General features: G+C 70.6%; 19 protein-coding genes. 12 read left to right on the top strand and 7 right to left on the bottom strand.

The genetic code is table 11. The features are described from left to right. Window positions 1-501 precede the first annotated feature (501 nt). From ASE43_RS09985 to ASE43_RS09945, 10 genes are all read left to right on the top strand, one after another. Window positions 502-4,527 carry a non-ribosomal peptide synthetase gene (locus tag ASE43_RS09985; protein WP_057160350.1) on the top strand — a complete coding sequence of 1,342 codons (4,026 nt, stop codon included), beginning with the start codon at window positions 502-504 and terminating at the stop codon, window positions 4,525-4,527. Window positions 4,528-4,534: 7 nt separating this feature from the next. Further along, window positions 4,535-5,863, top strand: a complete 1,329-nt coding sequence (locus ASE43_RS09980) for a glycosyltransferase (protein ID WP_235568683.1) — start codon at window positions 4,535-4,537, stop codon at window positions 5,861-5,863. After that, entirely contained in the window at window positions 5,860-7,212 is a 1,353-nt protein-coding gene (locus ASE43_RS09975) for a condensation domain-containing protein (RefSeq protein WP_057160348.1), read from the top strand. Before ASE43_RS09980 ends, ASE43_RS09975 begins: the two co-directional genes overlap by 4 nt. Beyond that, window positions 7,209-8,189, top strand: a complete 981-nt coding sequence (locus ASE43_RS22140; RefSeq protein WP_057160347.1) for a glycosyltransferase — start codon at window positions 7,209-7,211, stop codon at window positions 8,187-8,189. The genes ASE43_RS09975 and ASE43_RS22140 overlap by 4 nt, the downstream gene beginning before the upstream one ends. Then, window positions 8,186-9,487, top strand: a complete 1,302-nt coding sequence (locus ASE43_RS09965) for a condensation domain-containing protein (protein WP_057160346.1) — start codon at window positions 8,186-8,188, stop codon at window positions 9,485-9,487. Before ASE43_RS22140 ends, ASE43_RS09965 begins: the two co-directional genes overlap by 4 nt. Before the next feature lie 80 nt (window positions 9,488-9,567). Further along, complete coding sequence (locus ASE43_RS09960) at window positions 9,568-10,251, top strand: glutathione S-transferase family protein (protein ID WP_057160345.1); 684 nt, start codon at window positions 9,568-9,570, stop codon at window positions 10,249-10,251. Window positions 10,252-10,354: 103 nt separating this feature from the next. Beyond that, window positions 10,355-11,191: an AraC family transcriptional regulator gene (locus ASE43_RS09955; protein WP_056178480.1), complete on the top strand. Its 837-nt coding sequence runs from the start codon at window positions 10,355-10,357 to the stop codon at window positions 11,189-11,191. A 97-nt stretch (window positions 11,192-11,288) separates the two neighbouring features. After that, window positions 11,289-11,426 carry a hypothetical protein gene (locus ASE43_RS22340; protein WP_175488926.1) on the top strand — a complete coding sequence of 46 codons (138 nt, stop codon included), beginning with the start codon at window positions 11,289-11,291 and terminating at the stop codon, window positions 11,424-11,426. Further along, window positions 11,423-12,316 carry an alpha/beta hydrolase gene (locus tag ASE43_RS09950; protein WP_057160344.1) on the top strand — a complete coding sequence of 298 codons (894 nt, stop codon included), beginning with the start codon at window positions 11,423-11,425 and terminating at the stop codon, window positions 12,314-12,316. The genes ASE43_RS22340 and ASE43_RS09950 overlap by 4 nt, the downstream gene beginning before the upstream one ends. Before the next feature lie 52 nt (window positions 12,317-12,368). After that, the gene (locus ASE43_RS09945) at window positions 12,369-13,379 is read left to right on the top strand and encodes a saccharopine dehydrogenase NADP-binding domain-containing protein (RefSeq protein WP_057160343.1); all 1,011 of its coding nucleotides are present in this window, start codon (window positions 12,369-12,371) and stop codon (window positions 13,377-13,379) included. Window positions 13,380-13,420: 41 nt separating this feature from the next. Here the strand turns inward: ASE43_RS09945 and ASE43_RS09940 are convergent, their stop codons facing one another. Continuing rightward, a complete protein-coding gene (locus ASE43_RS09940; RefSeq protein ID WP_057160342.1) occupies window positions 13,421-14,335 on the bottom strand; it encodes a hypothetical protein in 915 nt (304 codons plus the stop codon). Between the two features lie 61 nt (window positions 14,336-14,396). Next, a complete protein-coding gene (locus ASE43_RS09935; RefSeq protein ID WP_057160341.1) occupies window positions 14,397-14,918 on the bottom strand; it encodes a hypothetical protein in 522 nt (173 codons plus the stop codon). 148 nt (window positions 14,919-15,066) lie between these two features. Between ASE43_RS09935 and ASE43_RS09930 the strand changes: the two genes are divergently transcribed. Both ASE43_RS09930 and ASE43_RS09925 read left to right on the top strand, forming a co-directional pair. Further along, window positions 15,067-15,981, top strand: coding sequence for a sterol desaturase family protein (locus tag ASE43_RS09930; protein ID WP_057160340.1), 915 nt, complete (start codon window positions 15,067-15,069; stop codon window positions 15,979-15,981). Window positions 15,982-16,111: 130 nt separating this feature from the next. Beyond that, the gene (locus ASE43_RS09925) at window positions 16,112-17,197 is read left to right on the top strand and encodes a serine hydrolase (protein ID WP_057160339.1); all 1,086 of its coding nucleotides are present in this window, start codon (window positions 16,112-16,114) and stop codon (window positions 17,195-17,197) included. A 1-nt stretch (window position 17,198) separates the two neighbouring features. Here ASE43_RS09925 and ASE43_RS09920 read toward each other — a convergent pair whose 3' ends face one another. From ASE43_RS09920 to imuA, 5 genes are all read right to left on the bottom strand, one after another. Further along, window positions 17,199-18,746 (bottom strand): winged helix-turn-helix domain-containing protein, encoded by a 1,548-nt coding sequence (locus tag ASE43_RS09920; protein ID WP_057160338.1) that lies wholly within the window; start codon window positions 18,744-18,746, stop codon window positions 17,199-17,201. A gap of 109 nt (window positions 18,747-18,855) precedes the next feature. After that, window positions 18,856-19,452, bottom strand: a complete 597-nt coding sequence (locus tag ASE43_RS09915; protein ID WP_057160337.1) for an alpha-ketoglutarate-dependent dioxygenase AlkB — start codon at window positions 19,450-19,452, stop codon at window positions 18,856-18,858. 8 nt (window positions 19,453-19,460) lie between these two features. Further along, entirely contained in the window at window positions 19,461-22,703 is a 3,243-nt protein-coding gene (locus tag ASE43_RS09910; protein WP_057160336.1) for an error-prone DNA polymerase, read from the bottom strand. Then, window positions 22,700-24,118 (bottom strand): DNA polymerase Y family protein, encoded by a 1,419-nt coding sequence (locus ASE43_RS09905; RefSeq protein ID WP_057160335.1) that lies wholly within the window; start codon window positions 24,116-24,118, stop codon window positions 22,700-22,702. Before ASE43_RS09905 ends, ASE43_RS09910 begins: the two co-directional genes overlap by 4 nt. Window positions 24,119-24,127: 9 nt before the next feature. Continuing rightward, the gene (imuA, locus tag ASE43_RS09900) at window positions 24,128-24,754 is read right to left on the bottom strand and encodes a translesion DNA synthesis-associated protein ImuA (protein ID WP_057160334.1); all 627 of its coding nucleotides are present in this window, start codon (window positions 24,752-24,754) and stop codon (window positions 24,128-24,130) included.

Raw genomic sequence — 24,754 nt, 5'->3', positions numbered from 1 at the left:
GGGTGGCCTGCACCGACCCAGCTTAGGCTGGCACTGGTTCCTTCTACGATCCAGTCTTGGTGAGCTCAGTGGAACGAGGTTTCGAGTTCCGGATCGACCTGGACGGCAGCGGCGGACGCCTGCGCCAATCGCACCAGCGATTGCGCGCGGCGATGCTCGACCGGCGCCTGCGCCCGTCCGATCGACTTCGAGGCTTTCTAAAGCGTTCGCGCGCGACCAGGCGCCGAACTCGCGACGCGCTCGCCGATTCTCAAGCCGGTCGCGGAGCATCTTGCACGCGCACTGAGTGATTCCCCTCACGAGGCGCGCGTCACGACGGCGTGACGTTGTTGCAGTACACAACGAATCCACAATCGACTTCACAGTTCCAATTTCACGGTGATGGCAACCTGAGCTTGAGTTCGGACTTGAACTCATCACCGACACGTCTGGACGACACCATCGCACCGGAGGCGGCAGGCAGCCGCGGCCACTCCGGCGATGCGCACAAGGAGCAGTGCGATGAACGATGCGCGTGCAGTCTCGTTGCCGCTGTCCGTGGCCCAGCTCGGATTGTGGTTCAGCCAGAAAATCGCCGGGCCTGGCGCCAATTTCAATCTCGCCGAGGCGATCGAGATCCACGGCTGGATCGATCCCGGCCTGTTCCTGCGCGCCTTGCGCCAGGTCTCGTCGGAAGCCGAGGCGGTGCGTCTGCGTCTGATCGACGTCGATGGCGTACCGCGTCAATGCGTGGTCGGCACGCGCATCGATGCGTTTCCGTACTTCGATTATTCCGAACTGAGCGATCCCGACACCGCGACCGCGGCGGCCGAGGCCTGGATGGCGCACGAGCTGAGCACGCAAACCGAGGTGGACGATCGTCCCTTGTGGGTGTGCGCCTTGTTCAAGATCGCCCACGACCGCCACGTCTGGTACCACCGCGCGCACCACATCGTGCTGGACGGCTACGCGGGCGGCCTGATCGCGCGCCGCGTGGCCGAGGTCTACTCCGCCTACGCGCTCAATCGCGAACCGGACGCCAGCGGCTTCCATTCGCTGGCCTCGCTGCTGGAATCGGAGGAGAGCTACCGCGCATCCGACCGTTGCCGCCGAGACCGCGAGTACTGGCACGAGCAGTTGGCCGATCTACCGGAACCGGTGACGCTGTCGCGACGGCAGGTGCGCGGCGACGGCGGCCTGCGGCGCAGCACCGGTTTCCTCGACAGCGAGCGCACCCGGCGTTTGCGCGCGCTCGGCAAACAACACGCGGCAAGCCTGCCGCAGGTGTTGATCGCCCTGATCGCCGCCTACTACTTTCGCGCCACCGGCGCCGCCGATCTGGTGCTGGGCATGCCGGTCAGCGGCCGGGTCAACCATCAGCTGCGGCATACCCCGGGCATGCTCGCCAATGCGGTGCTGCTGCGCCTGCGCATGCGGCCGCAACAGAGCATAGGCGAGCTGATCGCGCAGGTCGCGCGCGTGGTCGCGCAGGCGCTGCGCCATCAGCGCTATCGCTACGAAGACCTGCGCCGCGAGCTGGGCCTGGTCGGCCAGGGCCAGCGCGTGGCCTGGCTGGGCGTGAACATCGAACCCTTCGACTACGCGCTGGATTTCGGCGGCGCCACCGGCGTGCCGCGCAATCTTTCCAACGGCTCGGCCGAGGACCTCACCGTCTTCGTCTACGACCGCGGCGACGATGGCGGCCTGCGCTTCGACTTCGACGCCAATCCCTCGCTGTACGGCGACGCCGAACTGGACCAACACCGCCGTCGCCTGCAGCGCCTGATCGACGCCGCCCTGAGCGATCCCGCCGCCGCGCTGTGCGCGATCGATGTCATCGGCGAGGAAGAACGCGAGCGTCTGCTGCGGCACTGGAACGACACCGCCGCGCCCTTGCCCACCGCGACCCTGCCGGCCCTGTTCGCCGAGCAGGCCTGGCGCAGCCCGGAGGCGGTGGCCGTGTGCCACGGCGAGCGGCGCCTGAGCTATCGCGAACTGCACGTGCGCAGCCTGCACGAGGCCAACCGCCTGATCGAGCGCGGCGTCGCGCCCGGCCAGATCGTGGCGATGGCGCTACCGCGCGACGAGAACCTGTTGGTGGCCATGCTCGCGATCGGCTTCGCCGGCGCGGCCTATATGCCGCTGGACCCGGAAGCGCCGGAGGAACGTCTGGCGAACATGCTGGACGATGCGCGGCCGGTGTTGTTGCTGACCTCGGCGGAACTGGCGCCGCGGCTGGCACGGCTGTCCACGCCGCTGGCGACGCTGGCGCGGGCCGAACTCGCGCCGGCGCTCGCGACCCCACGTGCGTTCGACCTGTCCACGTTGCGGTCGCGCGCCTACGTGCTCTACACCTCCGGCTCCACCGGCCGGCCCAAGGGCGTGGAGGTCAGTCACGCCAATCTGAGCAATCTGCTGGAGGCCATGCGCCGCCGCCTCGCGCCCTTGGCCGCCGATCGCTTCCTCGCGGTCAGCACCGTGATCTTCGACGTCGCCGCGCTGGAACTGTTCCTGCCCCTGATCGTGGGCGCGCGCACCGTGATCGCCGGCGCCGACATCGTGCGCGATCCCGCGCGCCTGGCCGGCCTGATCCGCGAGCACGGCATCGGCTATATGCAGGCCACGCCCTCGCTGTGGCGCATGCTGCTGTCCAGCGGCGACACCGATCTGAGCGGCGTGCATGCGCTGGCCGCCGGCGAAGCGCTGTCGGCCGAACTGGCGCAGCGGTTGGCGGCGTTGGCGGATCGGGTCAGCAATCTCTACGGTCCGACCGAGACCAGCGTCTACTCCACCGCGATCGAATTGTCGGCCGCCGACCTGGCCGCGCCGCCGATCGGCCGCCCGATCCGCAACACCCGCGTGTACGTGCTCGACGACAGCGGCGGACTGGCGCCCAGCGGTTGTCCGGGCGAGCTGTACATCGGCGGCGCCGGCGTCGCCCTGGGTTACCTCAATCGGCCCGAGTTGACCGCTCAGCGATTCCTGCCCGACCCTTTCGACCCCGACGGCGGGCGCATGTACCGCAGCGGCGACCGCGTGCGCTGGCGCGAGGACGGCGTGCTGGAGTACCTGGGCCGCAGCGATCAGCAGGTCAAGATCCGCGGGATCCGGGTCGAGCCGGGCGAAATCGAAAGCCAGCTGATGCGGCATGCCACGGTCGGCGAGGCCGCGGTGATCGCCGAGCCCGCCGGCAGCGAAGGCGGCCTGCGTCTGACCGCGTATCTGGTGCCGGCCGCGGGCGAGACCATTCGCATCGATGCGCTGCGCCGGCATCTGGCCGAGCGACTGCCCGACTACATGATTCCCAGCGCGCTGGTGAGCCTGCCGGCGCTGCCGCTGACCCCCAGCGGCAAACTCGACCGCAAGGCCCTGCCCGCGCCGGAACGCGGCGAACGCAACGGCTTCGTGGCGCCGCGCACGCCGGTGGAGCGCAAGCTCGCGGCGATCTGGAAGGAGCTGCTGGGGCTGACGCGCGTCGGCGTCCACGACAACTTCTTCGAACTCGGCGGCGACTCGCTGATCGCCGCGCAACTGATCGCGCGCCTGCCCGAGCGCTTCGGCAAGCGTCTGCCTGTCGCCAGTTTGTTCGAAGCCTCGACCATCGCCGGCCTGGCCGCGCTGCTGGAACACACCGACCACGAGCACGGCGACCCGCTGGGCGTGGTGCTGTCGCTACGCCGCGCGACCACGCCCAGCGCGGCCCCGCGCCCGCTGTTCTGCATCCATCCCATCGCCGGCCTCAGCCTGGGCTACTCCGGCCTGCTGCGGCATCTGGACCCGGCGATGCCGGTGTACGGCCTGCAGGCGCGCGGCTTGCGCGGCATGGATCGCCTGCCGGACAGCATCGACGAGATCGCCGCCGACTACCTCGCCCAGATCCGCCGCATCCAACCCGAGGGACCGTATCGCCTGCTCGGCCGCTCGCTGGGCGGCCTGATCGGCCACGCCATCGCCGCGCAGATGAGCGAACAGAGCGAGCGCGTGGAACTGCTGGCGATGATCGACAGTTATCTGTTCACCGCCGGCGCGCCCGGGCAGGCGCGCGAGCCCGGCGATGAAGTGCGCGCGGCGCTGGACTTCCTGGGCATCGCGCCCGGGCCCGGGCCGGCGCCGCGCACGCTGGACGAACTGGCGCCGGCCCTGCTCGCCTACAACGCCCGTTCGATGCCGCTGCTGCGCGAGATCGCGCGCGATCATCCGCGCTTCGTCGAGCACGCCTTCGCGGTGATGCGCAACAATCTGGCGCTGGCGCGCCGGCATGCGCCGCGTCGCCTCGACCTGGACCTGGTGTACTTCCACGCCACCCAGCGCCTGAGCGACCCCTCCGCGCTGATCGAACACGACCCCGAGACCTGGCGGCCCTATATCGGCGGCCGCTTCGAACTGCACGCCTTGGACTGCCACCACGAGAGCGTGCTCGACACCCTGCCCGCCGCGCGCATCGGCCATGTCCTGAGCCGACACCTGGAACGGCTGCAACCGCGTAGCGCGGCCTGCGCGAACGCAGGCGACGACGGCCTGGAACCGCGCACGGTGGCGCATGCCTGAGCCGACCATGAGCGCCATCCGACCGATCGCGATCTTCACCATCGGCACGCTAGGCGACGTGCTGCCCTGCGTCGCCCTGGGCCAGGGATTGCAGCGCGCCGGCTATCCCGTGCGCATCGTCACCAGCGCCAACTTCGCCCCGCTGGTGCGCGAAGCGGGCCTGGATCACTACCCGCTGACCGCCGACTTCGAGGCCATGTTGGCCGCCGACCGCAGCATCGCCGACCGCGGACTCAACCTGTACGCGATGGCGCGCACCTTCCGCGAGCGCTATGCGCATTGGGCCCGCCACTGGACCGCCGAAGGCCTGGCGGCCAGCGAGGGCGCCGGCCTGTTGATCGGCGTCAGCAATGCCATCCAGTTGGCCAAGGCGATGTCCGAAGCGCGCGGCCTGCCGTTCGCGGTCGCGCGCCTGCAGCCGCTGACGCCGTCGCGCCTGCTGCCGCCGATGGTGATGGCCGGCGGCCGCGACCGCCTGCCCGGCGCGCTCAGTCTCGGGCTGTACCGCCTGATCCACCTGCTGGTCTGGTACGTGATGAAGCCGGCGATCAACGACATCGTGCGGCCGCAACTGGGCCTGCCGCGCTATCCCTGGTACGGCCCGCATCTGGGCCGCAACGCCCAGCGCGAGAAAACCCTTAACGGCTACAGCCCCAGTCTGCTGCCGCGCCCGGCGGACTGGCCCGAGAGCTCGCAGGTCACCGGCTATTGGTTCGCGCAGAACACCGCCTGGCGGCCCGACGACGCCTTGCAAGCCTTTCTCGACGCCGGCGACAAGCCGATCTACGTCGGCTTCGGCAGCATGGTCAACGCCGACGCGGTCGCGTTCACCCGCACCGTGCTGGACGCGGTCGAGCGCAGCGGATTGCGCGCCGTGCTCGCGACCGGCTGGGGCGGCCTGGACGGCGCCGACGGCGCGCGCGACGGCCGCTGTTATTTCCTGCGCCAGGCCCCGCACGACGCCTTGTTCCCGCACATGTGCGCGGCCGTGCACCACGGCGGCGCCGGCACCACCGCGGCGGCGGTGCGCGCCGGCATTCCCTCGGTGGTCGTGCCCTTCTACGGCGACCAGCCGTTCTGGGCGCGCTGCCTGCACGCGCGCGGCGTCGCGCCGCCGGCGGTGCAACGCAAAGGCCTGGATGCGGCGCGACTGGCCGCCGCCATCGCCGCCACCCAGGCGCCAACGATGCGGCAGGCGGCCGCGCGGCTGGGCGACACGGTGCGCGCCGAAGACGGCATCGGCAATGCACTGGCGCAGCTGCGCGCCTGGGGCCTGGTCGAGCCGATCGCCGATCCGGTACTGCCCCAGCGGCGGCACCTGCGGAGCGTGGCATGAACGCGTCGTCGGGCCGCCCGCTGAGCTTGTTCGAACGCGCCCTGTACGGCGACGGTACCCTGCCGGGCAACGTCGTCGTCACCGCCTGCATCGAAGGCCGGATCGAGCCGGCCGCGCTGCTGCGCGCGCTCGGCCACGCGCAGGCGCGGCATCCCCTGCTGCGCTGCCTGATCGTGGAACGCGAGGGCCGGCCTTGGTTCGAGCTGCGGCGCACGCCGCCGCAGATCCCGCTGCGCATCATCGATCGCCGCAGCGACGAGGACTGGGTGACCTGGTCGGACCGCGAGCTGCAACGCTGCTTCGACGCCAGGCGCGAGCCGCTGGCGCGCCTGTTGTGGTTGCGCGGCGAGCACCGCAGCGAGCTGGTGCTGATCTGCCATCACGCGATCTGCGACGGTCGTGCGCTGACCCACCTGCTGGGCGAACTCCTGCGCGATTGCGACGGACAGGAGCGCGCGGTCGAGACCCGCGACGCGCTGCCCGGCTTCGCCGATCTATTGCCCGCCGCGGTGCGCGCCGATCGCGGCCTGCAGCGCAGCATCCGCTGGCGCGCGGCCGCCCTGGCGCTGGCCTTGCGCCTGTTGGTACGCGATCGCCCGGCGCAACGCTACGGCGCGATCTACCGCGAGCTGTGGACGCTGGACGAAGCCGCCAGCCGGCGCCTGTCCGAGCAATGCCGCGCGCAGCGCGTGAGCGCCTACGTCGCCATCAGCCTGGCCTTCGTGCTGGCCTTCCGCGCGGTCTGCGGCGCGCGGCGCATCCAGCGCTTCGTCGCCCCGGTGGACATGCGCAGCCTGCTGCCGAACATAGGCGACGACGATCTGTTCGGGATCGCGCCCACGGTCGAGCTGCGCCCCGGCAAGACCGGCGCCGGCACCGCCGCGCCGGAGGAATTCTGGACGCGTGCGCGCGCCCTGCAGGCCGACCTGCAGCGCAAGATCGAAGTCCTGCCGGCCAAGGTCTATCGCAACTTCCTCGGCCTGGAACGCCTGCACGGAGTGTTCGAGCGCATGGCCGTGTACGGCCGCTCGCGCCGCGCGGGCCGCCAACTCACCCTCAGCAACCTCGGCCGCCTGTCGCTGGCGCAGGACTACCGCGGCTTCCACTTGCGCGCGGTGCGCGCCATCTCCGGCGTGGTCGGCGCGACGCCCGCGCATCAGCTGGTGATCTCGCGCTACGCCGGCCGCTACGACTTTGCGCTGTCCTCCGATCAGGAGTCGCTGCCGCGCGCGCAGGCGCTGGAGATCCGCGAACGCGCGACGGCCCTGCTGCTGGCGCTGACCGCGCCGCAAACGCAGCCCCGCGCCGAGCCCGCCCCCGCCTCCGCCGAACCGGTGCGCGCCGCATGAACCGCTATGGCCTGATCTTCGTGCTCTACCAGCCCGACGCGGAGTTCGTCGACAACCTGCGCCACGCGCGCGAGATCTGCGCGGATCTGGTCGCGGTGGACAATACGCCCGAACCCGACGCGGCCCTGCACGCGGCCCTGCATCGGGAACGCATCGATGTCCTGGTCAACCGCAATCGCGGCGGCCTGGCTGGGGCCTACAACCGTGGCGCCGAGGTGCTGCTGGCGCGCGGCTGCGAGGTGATCTTCCTGCTCGATCAGGATTCCAAGATCGAGGCCTCGTTCTTCACCGCGATGATGCGGGCCAGCGCCGAGGTCGGCGGCGACAGTTTCGTGCTTGGGCCGCGCGTGTACGAGATCAACCTGCGCAAGTGCATGCCGACCTTTCCGCCCGGCCGGCGCTTCCCCAGGCCGGTGCGCATGACCGAACGCGAGCACGGCCTGTTCCCGACCCTGTTCGTGATCTCGTCGGGCTCGGCGATCTCGGCGGCGGCCTATCGCAAGCTCGGCGCCTTCCGCGAGGACTACTTCATCGAGTACATCGATATCGAGTACGGCCTGCGCGCATCCAGCCAGGGCGTGCCGGTGTACGTGAACGCCGATGTGACCATGCAGCAGACCACCGGCCATATCCGCCGCCACGGCAAGCTCTACACCACCCACCACGTCGCCTGGCGCCGCTACTACGGCGCGCGCAACGCGGTGCACTGCCTGCGCCTGTACAAGGCGCATTGGGGCCTGCACTGGCTGAGCGGCGCGCTGGCCCTGCACCAGGGCCTGTGCGTGGCCCTGTTCGAGCCGGACAAGCTGCGCAAGCTCACCGCCATCGCCTGCGGTTACCTGGACGGCCGACGCGAGCGGTTGGGCACTTTCGAACGTCTGCATCCGCGCATCCACGCCTATTGCACCCGCGCCAGCCGCGATGCGCATCCGGCGGAGCACGCCAAGCCCGCATCCGCACCGGGAGACGCCGGGTGAGCCGCCCGCTGTCCACGATCGAGCAGTTGATCGACGGCTGCATCGTCTACGCGCTGCGGATCGAGGGCGAGATCGACGAGACCGACCTGCGCAAGGCGATCGCGCGCGTGCAGGCCAAGCACCCGGCCTTGCGCGCGACCCTGCGCACGCAAGGCGCGGCGGTGCGCTACGTCGACGACGGTGCGGGCCCGATCCCGCTGCGCGCGCTGGCGCTGCGCGGCGGCGGCGACGCCCGCCGCGAGATCGACCTCGAACTGCAGACGCCGTTCGCCGAGGGCCAGCCGCAGCTGCGCCTGGTCTGGCTGCGCGGCGCCGGCCGCAGCGAGCTGCTATTCGCGGCCTCGCACCGCATCTGCGACGGCATGAGCCTGCTGATCGTGGCCAGAGAGACCTTGCGCGCCTTGCACGACGACGCCCCGCTGCTGCCATACCCGCCGCTCACCGCCGCCGATATCGTCGGCGACTACAGGCCCGAGCATCCGCGACGGCGGCGCTGCGTCGCCGGCCTGATCGGCCTGGCCCTGCGACTGCTGCCGCCGATGGCCCCGCCGCGCAACCGCGAGCATCACCTGGAATGGAGCGCGGGCGCGGTGCTGTCCAGCGCGCTGCGCCAGCGTTGCAAGCGCGAGGACGTGTCGGTGCACGCCGCCCTGCTGGTTGCCCTGGACGAGGCCTTGCTCACCGCCCTGGGCCGCGAACAGGTGCCGGCCTGGATCGAAAGCCCCATGGACGGCCGGCGCGGGCGCGTGCCGGCGCTGGCCGACGATCGCCTGTTCTACGGCGGCGGCGGCCTGAAGTTCCGCACCGGCCAGGACAACGGCACCGGCTTCTGGGAACGCGCGCGCGACGCGCATCGCTCGATGCAGGCGCAAATCGAACGCGAGAGCCGTGAGATTCCCAGCCGCTACCACTTCTGCGAGTTGATCCGGCCGCCCGCGCCGGCGCGCTTGAACGCGTTGATCCGCTTCGGCAACGCGCTGGGCCTGAAGGGCAGTTGGAACCGCATCACCCTGTCCAACCTGGGCCAACTCGATCTGGTCGAAGACCATGCACCGTTCCGCCTCGAGGACTTCCGCCTCTACGTGCACTCGCATTCGGTGCGCGCGCTGGGCCTGATGGTGTATTCCCTGCACGGACAGATCCGCTTCTATTGCATGGGCGACGAGCACTGCATCGATCTCGACCGCGCCCAGGCCCTGCGCGAAGCCCTGATGGCGGTGTTGGAAACCCAGGTCGCGCGCGCGCCGACCGCAGCGGCTCCGCACGCGCGCGTCGAAGACGCGGCCCTGGCCGGCTGAGCCGCCCTGACTTTGGGCACGGCTGCGTCGCGGCCGCCATGGGGCTAACCTGAAGACCGCCCCCGATCGAGGAAGCCGCGATGGCGCTCGTGCTGTACCAGCATCCCCTGGCCTCGTTCTGCCACAAGGTCCTGATCGCGCTGTACGAGAACGGCACCGCGTTCGAGCCGCGTTTGATCGAACGCGCGGCCGCAGACGAGAACGCCCGCTTCCTCGACCTGTGGCCGGTCGGCAAGATGCCGGTGCTGCGCGACGAAGCGCGCGACGCGACGGTACCCGAGACCAGCATCATCATCGAGTACCTGGACCGGCATTACCCGGGGCCGCAACCGCTGTTGCCCGTCGATCCGGCCGCCAACCTGGACGCGCGCCTGTGGGACCGATTCTTCGATCTGTACGTGAGCGTGCCGATGCAGAAGATCGTGCTGGATCGGCTGCGCGGCGACGGCGAACGCGACCCGTGCGGTGTGGCCGACGCCCACGCCAGTCTCGGCATCGCCTACGGCATGGTCGAGCGCCGCATGGCCGGCAGGGTCTGGGCCGCCGGCGACAGCTTCGGCCTGGCCGACTGCGCGGCCGCGCCGGCCTTGTTCTATGCCGGCATCGTGAGCCCGTTCGGCGAGGCCTATCCGCAGCTCGGCGCCTACTTCGAACGCCTGCTGCAGCGCCCCTCCTACGCGCGCGTGCTGAACGAGGCGCGGCCCTACTTCACCCTGTTCCCCTACTACGAGCGCATGCCGGCGCGGTTCCTGGCCGAGGACTAGATGCGCGCAGGCGCCGACGCGCCATGACCTCGCAGGTCATGGCCGGCGCGGCCTGCCCTGTCTATCATCGGCATGAAAGCCCGAACCTGGCCGCAGCAACGCGATGTCGGATTTCGCAGTCGCCCGATTGTTCGATAGCGGCACCCTGGCGGTGCGCGATGTGCTGTGCGGCGGCCAGTGCCGCCACCGCAGCCAGGAAGAGTGCGCCTCCTCGACCCATCTGGTGTTTCCCTATCGCGGCCTGTACCTGCGCCACGTCGGCCAGGACCAGTCGGTGGCCGACGCCAACCACGCCCTGCTGTTCAACGCCGGCGAGGGTTACCAGGTCAGTCACCCCGTCACCGGCGGCGACGCCAGCCTGGTGATCGCCCTGTCCGAACCGCTGCTGCGCGAACTGGCGCCGGCCGAACTGCTGCAAAAGCGCGACCAGCTCGGTTTCCGTCTGCAATCGCTGCGCATCGATGCGCGCGCGCAGGCGCTGGTCGCCCTGCTCCGGCATAACCTGCAGCTGGGCCGCATCGAAACGCTGGAAGCCGAGAGCCTGGCCCTGACCCTGGTCTGCCGCAGCCTGGGGCCGCGCACCACCCATATCACCGCGGCGACGCATGCGCGGCGCCGTTTGGTGGATCGGGTCAAGGTGCTGCTGGCCGCCGACCTGACCCGGCGCTGGACACTGGAAGAAATCGCGGCCGAGATCGGTGGGTCGGCGGTCTATCTGACTCAGGCCTTCCAGCAGGTCGAAGGCCTGCCGCTGTACCGCTATCACCTGCGCCTGCGCCTGGCGCGCGCGCTGGATCGGATCCCGCACAGCCAGGACATGTCGGCGCTGGCTCTGGACCTCGGTTTCTCCAGCCACAGCCACTTCACCGCCGCGTTCAAGCAGGCCTACGGCCGCACGCCCTCGGCGTTCCAGCGTTCGGCGCTGGCCAAGAGCGCCTGAGGGCGCGCCGCGCAAACAGCTAAAGAATCCGACAGCGGCGCCGCCGCCGCGATGGTCTCCTGAGCGTGCCCGAACCGGGCCCCTATCGGAGAACCCCATGAACGAGAACACCTGCGCCGCTTGCGACAGCGAGCTGGACGAACACGCGATCCAGGTCACGATCGGCGGCCGCGCCGTCGAAGTGTGCTGCGAAGAATGCGCGCACAAGCTGCGCGAAGCGGAGCTGCGGCCATGAGCGGCGGTCAGCGCTATTTCGCCGACCGCCGTACGGTCGACACGCCCTCGGGCCGGATCAGCTACGTCGAACAGGGCCAAGGCCCGGTGGCGCTGTTCGTGCACGGCGTGCTGCTCAACGGCTACCTGTGGCGGCATCAGCTCGCCGAGCTCGGCGATAGCCGGCGCTGCATCGCGCCGGATTTGCTCGGCCACGGCTACACCGAGGCCGGTACGGGACAGGACGCGTCGGTTACCGCCAACGCCCACATGCTGGCGCAGTTCCTCGATGCGCTGGGCATCGACCGCGTCGACCTGGTCGGCAACGACAGCGGCGGCGGCATCTGCCAGATCTTCGCCGCGCTCTACCCGCAGCGCATTCGCAGCCTGGCGCTGAGCAACTGCGATGCCCACGACAACTGGCCGCCGGAGGCGTTCAAGCCTTTCGTGGCGATGGTCGCCGCGGGCGGGCTGGGCGACACCCTGCAGGCCATGCTGGCCGACAAATCGGTGTTCCGCGGCGCGTTGGCGCCGGCGTACGAGCGCCCGGAACAGGTCAGCGACGCCACCATCGACACCTATCTGCGGCCGCTGCTGGAACCGGCGCGCCTGGGCGAGCTGGAACGCTTCGTCAACGCCTTCGACTGCCGCCACACCCTGGCGATCGAGGACGGCCTGCGCCGCTTGCAGGCGCCGACCCTGATCGCCTGGGGCACCGACGACGTCTATTTCCCGCTGCAGTGGTCGTTCTGGTTGCAGCAGACCATCCCCGGCACGGTGCGGCGGGTGGAGTTCGAGGGCGCGCGCATCTTCTTCCCCGAGGAGCGCTGGCAGGACTTCAACCGCGAACTGCGCGCGCATTGGCAGGCGCATTCGGTCGAGCCGGTGCGCGCGCAGGCCGCCACGGCATGAATCGCCGCAGCGCGCATCCGCTCTCTCACGCCAGGTCACGGAGTTTCAACTGATGCACACCATCGCTGTCTACGGTGCTTACGGCCACACCGGCCGCTTCGTGATCGCCGAACTGCTCCGGCGCGGCCTGGTGCCGCGCCTGGGCGGACGCGACGCCGCCAAGTTGGCGGCGCTCGCCCAGACCCATCCGGACCTGCAATGCCGTCAGGCGTCCATCGAGGCGCCGGCCGAGCTGGATCGACTGTTGGAAGGCACCGCTGCGGTGATCAACTGCGCCGGCCCCTTTCTGGACACCGCGGCGCCGGTGCTGGAGGCGGCGCTGCGTGCGCGAGTGCCGTATCTGGACCTGTGCGCCGAGCAAGGCGCCGTGCTCGACTTGGTCGAACACCACGACGAGCGCGCCCGCGCCGCCGGCATCGTCGCGATACCGGCGATGGCCTTCTTCGGCGGTCTGGCCGATCTGCTGGCCACCGCCGCGCTGGGCGATTGGCCCGATGCGGACGCGATCGAAATAGCGGTCGCGCTGGACAGCTGGCATCCGACCGCGGGCACGCGCATCACTGGCCAGCGCAATCAGCGCGCGCGCCTGGTGATCGCCGACGGCGAACTGGCGCCGCTCGCGCAGCCGCCGGCGACGCGCGACTGGACCTTCCCAGCGCCTTTCGGCGTCCAGTCCACCGTCGCGTTGCCGTTCTCGGAGATCGCCACCCTGTTGCGCCATGTGCGCAGTACGCGCGTGGATTCGTACATGAACCTGACCGCGCTCCAGGACGTGCGCGATCCGCACACGCCGCCGCCGACGGCTGCGGATGCGAGCGGACATTCGGCGCAGCGCTATGCGGTCGATGTGCGCGTGCATCGCCAAGGCCGCAGCCATCGTGCGTTGGCGCAAGGGCGCGACATCTATGCGGTCAGCGCACCGTTGATCGTCGAGGCCTTGGTGCGGATCCTCGACGGTCGCGCGCACGCGGTGGGTGTGGTCGCACCGGGTCAGACCTTCGACGCGGCGGCGTTCCTGAGCGCGTTGCCGGCGCTGCAATGGACGCTGGAGGTCGAGGCCTGAGCGCTAGGGCCGGCGGACCCGCAGGCTCCGCCGTCCCCCACTCAGTAGAACGCGATGCCCGGACGCAGGATCAGATGGAAGATCAGCGTCAAGGCGATCAAGGCCAGCAACGGCACCGCGATCGAACGCACAGGCGCGGTTTCGCCGGCGCGCGCGGGAATCGCGAACCAGGCCGCGGCCTGCATCCACCACAGGCCGATCACGTACTCGGCCACCGGCACGATCGCAACCTGGTCCAGGCTGCCCGGCACCCGCATCGCGATGATCAAGGGCAAGGCCAGCAAGCCCGGCAAGGTCGCGACGCGGAACACGAAGCCCGCGCGCCGGCCCGGCGTGGCGACCTCGTCGGCTTGCGCGGCCAGGCTGAGCAGCGGGCGCAACAGGCGCACCGCGATCCACACGATCAAAGCCATCGCCAGCAAGGCGGCGACGGTCTTGGTCGCCGCGCTCCACTGCAGGTACTCCATCGCCATGCCGACGTCGTTGCCGGGAAAAATCGCGCCGACCACGAACTGCGGCAGGGCCTGATAGCAGCCGTGGAAGACCATCCACAGCGCGAACATCCGCCACAGCGCCGAACGCGGCGGGCAGCGCTTGAGCCAGTAGGCGCAGAGCGCGGCCAGGATCAGGGTCGCCAGCGCGCCCGTACCCTGGAACAGCTTGGCCAGCGGGTTGTCGCCGTCCCAGTTGTGATTGTTGTGGAACAGGGTCGGCCGCAAGCCCGGCGTGAACGCCTTGGGCAGGACCAGGAACAGTTCCTGCACGAAGAAGATCAGGCTGAAGCTCAAGGCGTACAGCAGCATCGAGGCCAGGATCAGCTTCCAGTCCCAGGCCGGCGACGGCGAGGCCGCGCGCGCTTGTCCGCGACTGCGCAAGACGCCCCACAGACCCAGCAACACGGGGCCGCCCAGGGCGAAGGACGGAGCGAAGACGGACAAGAAACCGGTAGAGGTCATTGCGAGCGAGCGTGGCGGGGATCAGGCGCGAGTGTAGGGCCTTCGCGGCCGCGCGAACGGCTCAGCGCCGAAATTCGTAGAGCACGTCTTCGCGCAGACCTTCCAGCAGCTCCTCGCTCAACATCGGCAAGGGCAGGCTTTCGCGCGCGGACAGCACGATGTCGGCGTCGAGGGCGCCGCTGTAGTGATGCATCAGCAGTCCCATCTGCGTGTTCTTGGTCTGGGTCAGCATGTCGCGGATGAAGGCCAGCCACGGCGCTGTGGATTCGACGACGCGCTGTGCGCGCTTGTCCTGTTGCTGGGCGAGCGCGCGCTCGATCTTGGCCCCGCTCCAACCTTTGCGGCGCAGGCGCTGGATCGCCTCGTCCATATCCTTGGCGCGCTCGCGCAGGCGCCGGCCGATCGGCACGTCGCAGTCGCAATGCCCGGGCGTGGTCAGGTAATGACGCAGGCCGGGACCGATCTGGCGGTCGATGCTGGGGTTGGATATCGGCAGCAGACGGCGCCCATGCCGGTGCGCGATCGCCGCCAAGGCGGCGTGGTCGGCGTCGGCGGGCAGGGTGGCGGTGATGAAGCGGCACATGGCCGCAGTTTAGGCGAAGCCGAACCTGGCGTTCGGCGACCATCCCAGCCATCGCCGCGGGTGGGATCAGGGCCTTCCGGCACAAGACCGCGCGGGCCGCGGGGCCTATAAACAGCGCAGACGTCACCGATGCCGACAGGAGTCCCGCATGCCGCCGTCCAGCTCCGTTCCCCAACCGCGCCTGGCCGCCTGGGTCGAACGCGGCGCGCAGCCGGCGATCCTGGCCGGCGCCTTGCTGCTGTGGTGGAGCCTGCTGCCCAGCGAGGCGGCGAGCCTGATCGTGTTGATCGCAGCGCTGTTGGCGGCCAGCGCCTTGGAGGTCTGGATACCGGCGATGCCCGAGTGGCGACAAAGCCTGGGCACGCGCCTGCGCCTGATCGGGGTGTACGCGCTCGCGTTGGCGCTGTCGGTGCTGCTGTTGGGCGCCTACGAGGCGGTACTGGGGCCGGCGCTGAGCGGAGTCCGCGCCGGCATCGGCGCCGCACTGTGGCCCGAGACCTGGCCCCTGCCGCTGCAGGCGGCGCTGCTGTTCTTCGCCTCCGACCTGATCTATTACTGGATTCACCGCGCCATCCACCGCTGGCCGCTGCTGTGGCGCCTGAGCGGGCACGGCTTCCACCACGGCTTCCACAACCTGCACGCGCTCAATGTCGGCACCAACCATCCCTTCGAGGTGGTGTTCCTGATCCTGCCGCTGGTGCTGCTGGCCGCCGCCACCGGCGCACCGGAACGGGCGGTGGAGGCCGCGGGCATCGTGCTGATGGTCAACGCGGTGCTGGCGCACGCCAACCTGCGCATGCACACGCCGGGCCTGTCCTGGCTGATCACCAGCGCCGACCACCACCGCCGCCACCACTCGCTGGTGTTCGAGCAGAGCAACAGCAACTACGCCTGCAACGCGATCGTCTGGGACCGCCTGTTCGGTACCTACAGCCAGGGCCCGGTCGCGCAGACCGGGATCGGTCCCAACGAGCCGGGCCTGTGGCGCATGTACCTGCTGCCGTTCCGCGAACCGGTCGATGCCGACACGGTGTCGTCGCGCCGACACGCGCCGCCCGACTGAGGTCGACGGGCGCCGCGCAAGCGTCGCAAGGCCCGTCACAGCGCGGTTTCATAATTCTTCACTCGCCGATCAGGCACTTCAGACGGTTTCCCGCTGTGATCGCGGCTCCTTCCGCCGATGAGAGCCGATTATGTCCCTGCACCGCCTGCTGCTGTTGCTCGCCCTAGCCAGTCCCGCCGCGTACGCCGCCGACGACGGCTGGCCCGACGCGCGCCCCAGCGAGAGCGCGTTCGACCCGGTGCCGCTGAAGGCGCTGGACGCCCGCCTGAGCGACGGCCGCCTCAAGCAGCTGACCAGCGTGATGGCGGTCCAGCGCGGCCAGCCCGTGTACGAGCGCTACTTCAACGGCGCCGACGCCCAGACCCTGCACGACGTGCGCTCGGCGACCAAGAGCGTGACCGCGCTGCTGGCCGGCGCGGCCATCGATCGCGGCCTGCTGCCCGGCGTGCAGGACCGCGTCTACGATCGCTTCCCGGAGTTCACCGCCGCCCATCGCGTCGATCCGCGTCTGCGCGCGACCACCCTGGCCGATCTGCTGACCATGAGCTCGTTGTGGGAATGCGACGACGAGAATCCGTTCTCCAGCGGCAACGAGGAGCGCATGTACGTGACCGAGCGCTGGCTGGACTTCGCCCTGGCGCTGCCGGTGAAGGGCTACGCGCCGTGGATGCGCAAGCCGGCCGACAGCCCGCACGGGCGCGCCTTCGCCTATTGCACCGCCGGTTCCTTCGTGGTCGGCGCGGTGGTCGAACGCGCGACCGGCCAGCCGCTGCCCGAGTTCGCCGCGCAGGCCCTGGAACGGCCGCTGGGCATCGTGCGCAGCCAATGGAACCGTTCGCCCGAGGGCATCGGCATGGGCGGCGGCGGTACCCGCTACCGCACCCGCGACCTGGCCAAGTTCGGTCAGCTGGTGGTCGACCAAGGCCGCTGGCAGGGCAAGCAGGTGATCTCGGCCTCCTACATCGCCGCCATGACCAGCGTGCAGGCCCAGGCCAACGACGAATCCGAGTACGGCTACCAGTGGTGGCGCATGCACTTCCAGGTCGGCGGCCGCGACGTCGCCGCCTGGGCCATGTCCGGCAACGGCGGCAACTATGTGTTCGTGGTACCGGAGCGGCAGTTGGTGGTAACCATCACCAGCAGCGCCTACAACCAGCGCGACGGCCACACCCAATCGCGCGAGATCTTCCGCGAGCTGTTGGCCGCGTTGCGCTGACTCAGGGCAGGTCGGCCGGCTTCCAGTCGGCCGACGCCACCCGCGCGCGCTGGGCCGCGAGATCGGCGTCGATGCGCGCCAGCACGCGTGCGTAGCCGGGATCGCCGTGCAAGGCGCGGAACAAGGGCGAGGCCTGCAGGTAGGCGCGGTCGCGATAGCCCGCGCCGACCGCCTCGTCCAGCGCGGCCACAGCCGCGGCCGGCTGCCGCCGCCCCAGTTCCAGCAAGGCCAGCTCCAGGTACAGACTGGGCCAGGGCGCCGGTTGCGCCGACTTCGGACGCAGCTCGGCGATGCGCTGCGCGATCCATTGCGGGCTCGGCGCGGGTTCGGCGTAGAGCCCGTCGACGGTGATCCCCAGCGATCCCTGCGGGCGCAGGCGCCGCGCCTGCGCGAACGCGAGGCGCGCGGCCGCGCGATCGCCGCGTTGCAGGGCCAGCTCGCCTTGCAGCAGATACAGCTCCGGATGCGGCGTGCCGCGCGTCAGCGCCTCGTTCAAGGCGCTGGTCGCTTCGTCGTAGCGGCCGGCGCCGAACAGGCTGCGCGGCCAGGCGATATTGGAGAACACATTGTCGGGGAACAGGCGGAAATTGGCCTGGTGGCGGCGGCGCGCGGCTTCGGCGAAACCCAGCAGTTCCAGTTCGCGCGCGACCTGGACGTCGCGGAAACGCACCCGCGCCGGATCGCCGCGCAGCTGCATGTTGCCGCGCAGGGCGTCGGCGATCTTGCCCTGCTCCTGATACAGATAGGCCAGCGAGGCGCGGGTGTGGTCGTCGTCCGGGTCCAGGCGCAAGGCGCGCTCGTAGCCGGCCACGGCCTGGCCGATATCGCCCAGGCAATCGTGCGCATAGCCCAAGGCGCTCCAGGCCGCCGCGCTGCCGGCATCGCGGCGCAGCAACTGCCGGGCCAGGCGCAGCCCGCGCTCGGCATCGTCGCGGCTGCCGTTGTAGAGGCAGGTGCGCGCGCTGGACAGACGGCTCAGCCCCAGCAACGCCGTGGCATCGTCCGGATCGGCGGCCAAGGCTTGTTGGTACAGCGCGATCGCGCGTTCGTTGTTGTCGGCCTGGCCGATGCCGGCGTAGTAGGCCGCTCGCGCCAGCAACGGCGAGCGCGGCCGCTCGTGGTTCGCCCGCCACCACAGCGCCGCGCCCACGCCGATCAATGCCAATGCCGCGAGCCCGGCCCACAGCCAGCACCGCGTTCGCCGCGTCGGCGCCTGCGGCGCGGTCTCGGCCTCCGCCAGCGGCCGCGGCGGCGCGCACAGCTGATAGCCCTGCCCGCGCACCGAACGGATGTAGCGCGGCGCGCGGCTGTCGTCGCCCAGGGCCTGGCGCAGCAGCTTGATGCGCTGGGTGATGGTTTCCTCGCTGACCACCGCCGGCGCCCAGACCTCGCTGGCCAGTTGATCGAAACCCAGCACGCGGTCGCCGTGCGAGAGCAGGCAGGCGAACAGGCGGAAGCTGAGCCCGGACACGTCCAAGGCCACGCCCTCGCGCTCCACGCGTTGGCGTTGCAGATCGATGCTCAGGTCCAGCAATTGCAGTCGGGACACGGCGATACGAGGCAGCGGAGGGAACGCGCACCAGGGCGCGGCGTCCGCGATGCTACACGGCGCGCGACCGCGTAGTCGCGTCGACCGTGCTTTCGCCCGCGCCGGCGCGCTAGCCCGGCGGCCGCACGCGGAATACCACGCTGATGCGCGGCCCCTGCGCGCGCCGGGTCTTGGGGATGCCGTGCTCGTGGCTGAGCTGGGAGGCGTGGCTCATGCTGAGCAGGCTGCCCGGGGCCAGGTCCACCGCGATGGTCTCGCGCGCGCCGCGCTGGGCGCGGATCAGCATGCGCCGCGGCGCGCCCAGCGAGACCAGGGCGATGGGATGGCCGCGCAACAGGGTGTGCAGCTTGTCGTGGTGCATGGCCACGCTGTCGCGGCCGTCGCGGTACAGGTTCATTCCGATGCGGTTGTACGGCGCCGGCACCCGGGCGCGCACCTGCTGCAACATCCGCGCCAGCGGCAATGCGTCGGGTAGCTCGTCGGTGGCGTAGTGGGCGAGCAGGCGCGGCACGTCGACGATGCGGTCGTACATGGGGCGTTGCAGATGCGTCCAGGCCGCGCGCGCATGCAGCGCCTCGAACCAGACCCGCGCGGTCGCGGCATCGACGAAGCCGGGCCAATAGCGCACCCCGCCCTCGGCGTCGTCCACCAGGGTCTGGCAGTCGGGCGCGAACAGGTCGTCGGCGTAGTCGCATAGGGCTTTCATGGCCGACCTCAATGGAAATCGCGCGAGCTGGTCTGCAGCTCGCCGAGCAGATGGCTCAGGTCCTGCAGCTCGCGCGCGATCAGATGGCGCACGCCGTCGACCTGCTCCCAGCGCCCGCGCACCGCCAGCAGACGCGCGCCCAGCAGGGCCTTGCGCGACCGCAGCGCCACGTCCTGCCACACCACCACGTTGACCGAGCCGTGCTCGTCCTCGAGGGTGACGAAGATGGTGCCGCCGGCCGTGGCCGGGCGCTGGCGCTGGGTGACGATGCCGGCCGCATGCACGCCGCGCCCGTGCCGCTGCGCGCTCAGCTGCTGCGAGTCCATCACCCGCAGCTGTTGCAGGCGCTGGCGCAGCAAGGCCAGCGGATGCGCGCGCAGGCTCAGGCCGACCGCGCGGTAATCGGAGGCCACGTCCTCGCCCTGGGTCGGCGCCGGCAGTTCGATGAGGTCCTCGTCCGGGCTGTCGGGCAGCAGCGGACGCTGACGCTCGATCCCCGCCACTGCCCAGCGCGCGGCATGGCGATGCCCGGCCAGGCTCTGCAAGGCACCGGCCTCGGCCAGGGCATGGCGCGCCTTCTCGTCCAGGCCGGCGCGCAGGCACAGGTCGCGCACATCCGCGAACGGCGCCTGCGCGCGCGCGGCGACCAGAGTGCGCGCCATCGTCTCCGACAGCCCGCTCACCTGACGCAGGCCCAGGCGAAGTGCCGCCTGCCCGTCGTCGTTCTCGCCGATGCGCAGGCCGCCGCCCTCCAGCGTGTTGTCCCAATCGCTGCGGCTCACGTCGACCGGGCGCACTTCCACGCCGATGCGGCCGCCGCGCCCACGACGCGCGTCCTGCACGATTTCGCTGGGCGAGTAGAAGCCCATCGGCTGCGCGTTGAGCAAAGCGCAGACGAAGGCCGCCGGCTCGTGTCGCTTCATCCAGCAGCTGATGTAGACCAGCTTGGCGAACGAGGCCGCATGGCTCTGCGGGAAACCGTAGGAACCGAAGCCCTTGATCTGCTCGAAGATCTGCTCGATGAAGACGGAGGAGTAGCCCTTGCCCTCCATCAGCTCGCGGATGCGATCGCGATGCGGCTCCATGTCGCCGCCGCGCCCCCAGGCCGCCATCGAACGGCGCAGATGATCCGCCTCGTGCGGCTCGTAACCGGCGTGGATCACCAGCTCCATCACCTGCTCCTGGAACAGCGGAATGCCCAGGGTCGGGCCAAGGATGTCCTCGATCCCGGCCGAGGGATACTCCACTTTCTCCTTGCCCTGCCGCCGCCGCAGATAGGGATGCACCATGCCGCCCTGGATCGGACCGGGCCGCACGATCGCGACCTCCACCACCAGGTCGTAGAAGTTTTTGGGCTTCAGGCGCGGCAGCATGCTCATCTGCGCGCGCGATTCGATCTGGAACACGCCGACCGTGTCGGCGGCCTGGATCAGTTCGTAAGTCGGACCGTCGCCGGCCGGCAGACGCGCGATGTCCAGGCGATAGCCGCGATGGCGTTCGATCAGGTCCACGGCCTTGCGGATGCAGGTCAGCATGCCCAGCGCCAGGCAGTCGACCTTGAGCAGCTTCATGGTCTCCAGGTCGTCCTTGTCCCACTGGATGATGGTGCGCTCGTCCATGGCCGCGTTCTCCACCGGCACCACCGTGCTCAGGGCCGCATCGCTGATGACGAAGCCGCCGACGTGCTGGGAGAGATGGCGGGGATGCCCGCGCAGTTGCGCGGTCACCGCCAGCACGCGCCGGATCAGCGGATTGTCCGGATCGAAACCGGCCTCGCCCAGGCGCTGCTCCATCGGCGTCTCGCCGTTGCCCCAGCCGTAGCATTCGGCGAGCAGCGCGATCTGGTCCGGCGGCAAGCCGAAGGCCTTGGCCACGTCGCGCACCGCGCTCTTGCCGCGGTAGCGGATCACGGTGGCGGCCAGCGCCGCGCGCTCGCGGCCATATTTGGCGTACACGTACTGCAGCACTTCCTCGCGCCGCTCGTGCTCGAAGTCGACGTCGATGTCGGGCGGCTCGCCGCGCTCCTCGGACAGGAAACGCGCCATCAGCAAACGGCTCTCGGCCGGATTCACCGCGGTGATGCCCAGCGCGTAGCACACCGCCGAATTGGCCGAGGACCCGCGCCCCTGGCACAGGATGTTGAGCGAGCGCGCGTAGCGCACGATGTCCTCCACGGTCAGGAAGAAGGCCTCGTACTTGAGCTTGGCGATCAGTTCCAGCTCGCCGTCGATCTGCGCGACGACGGCCTCCGGCGTGCCGTCCGGCCAGCGCTGGCGCATGCCGGCCTCGGTCAGGGCGCGCAGCCAGGTGGTGGGCGTATGCCCGTCCGGCACCAGTTCGGCCGGATAGTCGTAGCGCACCTGATCCATGCGGAAGCGGCAGCGACGCGCGAGCCCGACGGCGGCGTCCAGCAGCTGCGGCGGATAGATGTTGCCCAGCGCGCGGCGCGTGCGCAGGTGGCGCTCGCCGTTGCGGAACAGCTGCGCGCCGCAATCGGCCAACGGCGTGTTGTGGCGGATCGCGGTCATGGTGTCCTGCAGCACACGCTGGCGACGCAGGTCCATGTGCACGTCGCCGCTGGCCAGCGCCACCAGCCGCAGCTGCGCCGCCAGCGCCAGCAAGGTCTGCAGGCGCGCGACATCGTCCTCCTCGCGGCGCAGTTCCACCGCCAGAAACGCGCGCTCGCCGAGCAGGGCGCGCAGCCAGCCTCCCTGCTCGGCGTCCGGCACCGACGCCGGCAGCCACAGCGCGAACACGCCCGCCTCGGTATCGCCCAGCACCTGCTGCAGGTCCTGCCGGGTCAGGCGGTAGGCGCCTTTGGGCGCGGCACGCCGCGCGATGGTGATCAGCCGGCACAGTTGGGTGTAGCCGTCCTGGGTTTCCACCAGCAGCACCAGCTTCAGCCCGCACTCCAGCGTGAACTCGCTGCCCACCACCAGATCCAGGCCGGTCGCGCGCGAGGCCTCGTAGGCGCGCACGATCCCGGCCAGCGAGCATTCGTCGGTGATCGCCAACGCCTGGTAGCCGCAGTGCAGCGCGCGCGCGAACAGGTCCTCGGCGCTGGACGCGCCGCGCAGGAAGGAGAAGTCCGACAGGCAATGCAGCTCGGCGTAGGCGGGCAGATCGTCGGCGCTGTCGGTGTCGTCGTTGGCGGCCTGCAGGCGCAGCCGCTGCGCGACTTCCCAGGCGCGCGGCGGACGCCCGCCCGGCGTATCGCGGTCGACGCCGTTCACCGCGTCGTCCCAGCTCATGCGAACCACCCGTGCAGCATCCAACCCTCGCGCTCGCCCGGCGCCGCATAGGCCCAGGCGCGTTGGCCCTGGCCGGTCTCCAGCACGTAGTAATCGCGCCGCGCGTCGGCGCCGTCCCACCAGCCGCTTTCCAGGCGCTCGGGACCGGACAGGATGCGCGGCTGCGGATCGCGCAGCGGCACGGGCTGCGGCAGCAGCCACAGCGGGCGAGGCGGACGCGCGGGCGCCGCGCCGATGCGGGTCTCGTCGCCGTCCACGCGTCGCCAGGCCCGCTCCGGGCGCGGATCGCCGGCCGGCGCCACCCGATACACCGCCTCGTCGCCCAGGCGCGCGCGCATGCGTTCGCGCAGTTGCGGCCAGGGCTGGGTCTGTTGCGCGCGCAGATCGAACAGATCGCGCGAGGCCGGCACGAACGGCGGCAGTTCGCGCGCGAGCAAACGCAGCGCCACCACCGGCTGCGCGATCTGGACCCGCTCCAGGCGATTGCGGGTGAGCTCGAACAGCATCGCCGGCTCGCGCTCCGACGCCAGCAGGCCGACCTCGACGTCGGTGTGCGCGCCTTCGTGCTCCAGGCGCAGCACGAAGCGCTGCACGCCGCCGTCGCGGATCGACAGATAGGTGCACAGATCGCCGAGCAGACGCCGCAGCGGAAACAGCAGCGCCATGTGGCTTTCCACTTCGTAGCCCAACTCCACCCGCGCATCGAAATGGTCCGGCGGCGCGTAGTAGCTCAACGGGTCGTCGGCCTGCCCGTACAAGCGATCCAGATGCTCCAGCAGCGGCAGACCGAAGCGACGGCGCAGGCTGTCGCGCGGCAGCGCGCGCAAGGCGCGCAGGTCGCGCACGCCCATACGCTGCAGGCGCTCGCCGTCGCCCTCGGGCAGGCGCGCGCGCCGCACCGGCACGCGGTCCAGGTAGTCCGTCATCGCGCCGGGATGCGGCAGGGCCAGACCGTCGCTGAGACCGGCCAGCACGTGCGCCGCGCGCGCGGTCGGCGCCAGGGCGATGCGATGGCTGAAGCCCAACGCGGCAAGTTCTTCGCGCAGCCGCGCCTCGATGCGCGGCCACGGCCCCAGCAAGCGGAAACTGGCGCGCACCTCCAGCACGATGCAGCCCGGCCATTGCGCGCTGACCAGCGAACTGTGGCGGTAGGCCCAGGCGGCCAGGAAACGCTGCCAGCGCGCCTCGGCCTGCGGCTCGTATTCCACCATCGCGAAATCCGGCAGCAAGGCATGCGCGGCGGTCAGGCGCATGCCCGCGCGCAGGCCGGCCTCGGCGGCGCGGGTATTGACCGCATGCAGGCTGCGCAGCTGCGCCGGCCCGGCCACCAGGGCCAGCGGCGGGTCGGGATCAGGCAGACGCCGGAGGACGGCGTCCAGCGCCAGCTGCGGCAGCAGTATGCAGGCCCACAACATGCGTGCGTCTCACGCCGTGCCCGGTGCGTAGGTCTGCGCGGGCGCGGGACCGCCGCGGCATTTGCGCACCTGCCAGGCGCCCTGGCCGCGCGAGTCGCGCGCGTATTCCACGCGCAGCGCGGCCGGCGAGGGATTGGCCGCGTGCTTGCGATCGCGCAATGCGAAACCCAGGCAGTCGCCGCTGTCGGCGGCCACCTGCAAACGCCGCAACGCCTGCGTATCGGCCTGCAGCGGCCAGCCGATCACCGCCGCGCAGGCGCCGCTGCGCAGGCATTGCTCGAACGCCCACAAGGCATCGCGCGGACCGGCATCGACGATCTGCAACGCAGCCAGTTCCACGCCCGCGGCCTGCCACGCCGGCGCATACGGCAGATACGGCGGCGCGATCAGCGCCACCGTGCCGCCGGCCCGGGTCGTGCGCACCAGGGTCGGCATCAACAACGACAACTCGCCCACCCCGTCGGCGGGCAACAGCAACTCGGTCAGCGCGCGTCGCGGCCAGCCGCGCTGCGGCAACAGCGCGTCCAGCGCCGCATGCCCGGTAGGCTCGCCCTCGGCGGCGATGCCGACGCTGCGCCCGGCGTGCCACAGCGTCTGCGCGGCCAGCAGGGTTTCGATGGCGACCACGCCGCCCAT

This window comes from Lysobacter sp. Root983, from assembly GCF_001429345.1.
Lineage (GTDB): Bacteria > Pseudomonadota > Gammaproteobacteria > Xanthomonadales > Xanthomonadaceae > Lysobacter.
This window is presented reverse-complemented; position numbering and strand designations above follow the sequence as displayed.

Coding starts and splice junctions, on each gene's coding strand:
- ASE43_RS09985 (WP_057160350.1), top strand. CDS start 502: ATGAACGATGCGCGTGCAGTCTCGTTGCCGCTGTCCGTGGCCCAGCTC.
- ASE43_RS09980 (WP_235568683.1), top strand. CDS start 4,535: ATGAGCGCCATCCGACCGATCGCGATCTTCACCATCGGCACGCTAGGC.
- ASE43_RS09975 (WP_057160348.1), top strand. CDS start 5,860: ATGAACGCGTCGTCGGGCCGCCCGCTGAGCTTGTTCGAACGCGCCCTG.
- ASE43_RS22140 (WP_057160347.1), top strand. CDS start 7,209: ATGAACCGCTATGGCCTGATCTTCGTGCTCTACCAGCCCGACGCGGAG.
- ASE43_RS09960 (WP_057160345.1), top strand. CDS start 9,568: ATGGCGCTCGTGCTGTACCAGCATCCCCTGGCCTCGTTCTGCCACAAG.
- ASE43_RS09955 (WP_056178480.1), top strand. CDS start 10,355: ATGTCGGATTTCGCAGTCGCCCGATTGTTCGATAGCGGCACCCTGGCG.
- ASE43_RS22340 (WP_175488926.1), top strand. CDS start 11,289: ATGAACGAGAACACCTGCGCCGCTTGCGACAGCGAGCTGGACGAACAC.
- ASE43_RS09950 (WP_057160344.1), top strand. CDS start 11,423: ATGAGCGGCGGTCAGCGCTATTTCGCCGACCGCCGTACGGTCGACACG.
- ASE43_RS09945 (WP_057160343.1), top strand. CDS start 12,369: ATGCACACCATCGCTGTCTACGGTGCTTACGGCCACACCGGCCGCTTC.
- ASE43_RS09940 (WP_057160342.1), bottom strand. CDS start 14,335: ATGACCTCTACCGGTTTCTTGTCCGTCTTCGCTCCGTCCTTCGCCCTG.
- ASE43_RS09935 (WP_057160341.1), bottom strand. CDS start 14,918: ATGTGCCGCTTCATCACCGCCACCCTGCCCGCCGACGCCGACCACGCC.
- ASE43_RS09930 (WP_057160340.1), top strand. CDS start 15,067: ATGCCGCCGTCCAGCTCCGTTCCCCAACCGCGCCTGGCCGCCTGGGTC.
- ASE43_RS09925 (WP_057160339.1), top strand. CDS start 16,112: ATGTCCCTGCACCGCCTGCTGCTGTTGCTCGCCCTAGCCAGTCCCGCC.
- ASE43_RS09915 (WP_057160337.1), bottom strand. CDS start 19,452: ATGAAAGCCCTATGCGACTACGCCGACGACCTGTTCGCGCCCGACTGC.
- ASE43_RS09910 (WP_057160336.1), bottom strand. CDS start 22,703: ATGAGCTGGGACGACGCGGTGAACGGCGTCGACCGCGATACGCCGGGC.
- ASE43_RS09905 (WP_057160335.1), bottom strand. CDS start 24,118: ATGTTGTGGGCCTGCATACTGCTGCCGCAGCTGGCGCTGGACGCCGTC.
- imuA (WP_057160334.1), bottom strand. CDS start 24,754: ATGGGCGGCGTGGTCGCCATCGAAACCCTGCTGGCCGCGCAGACGCTG.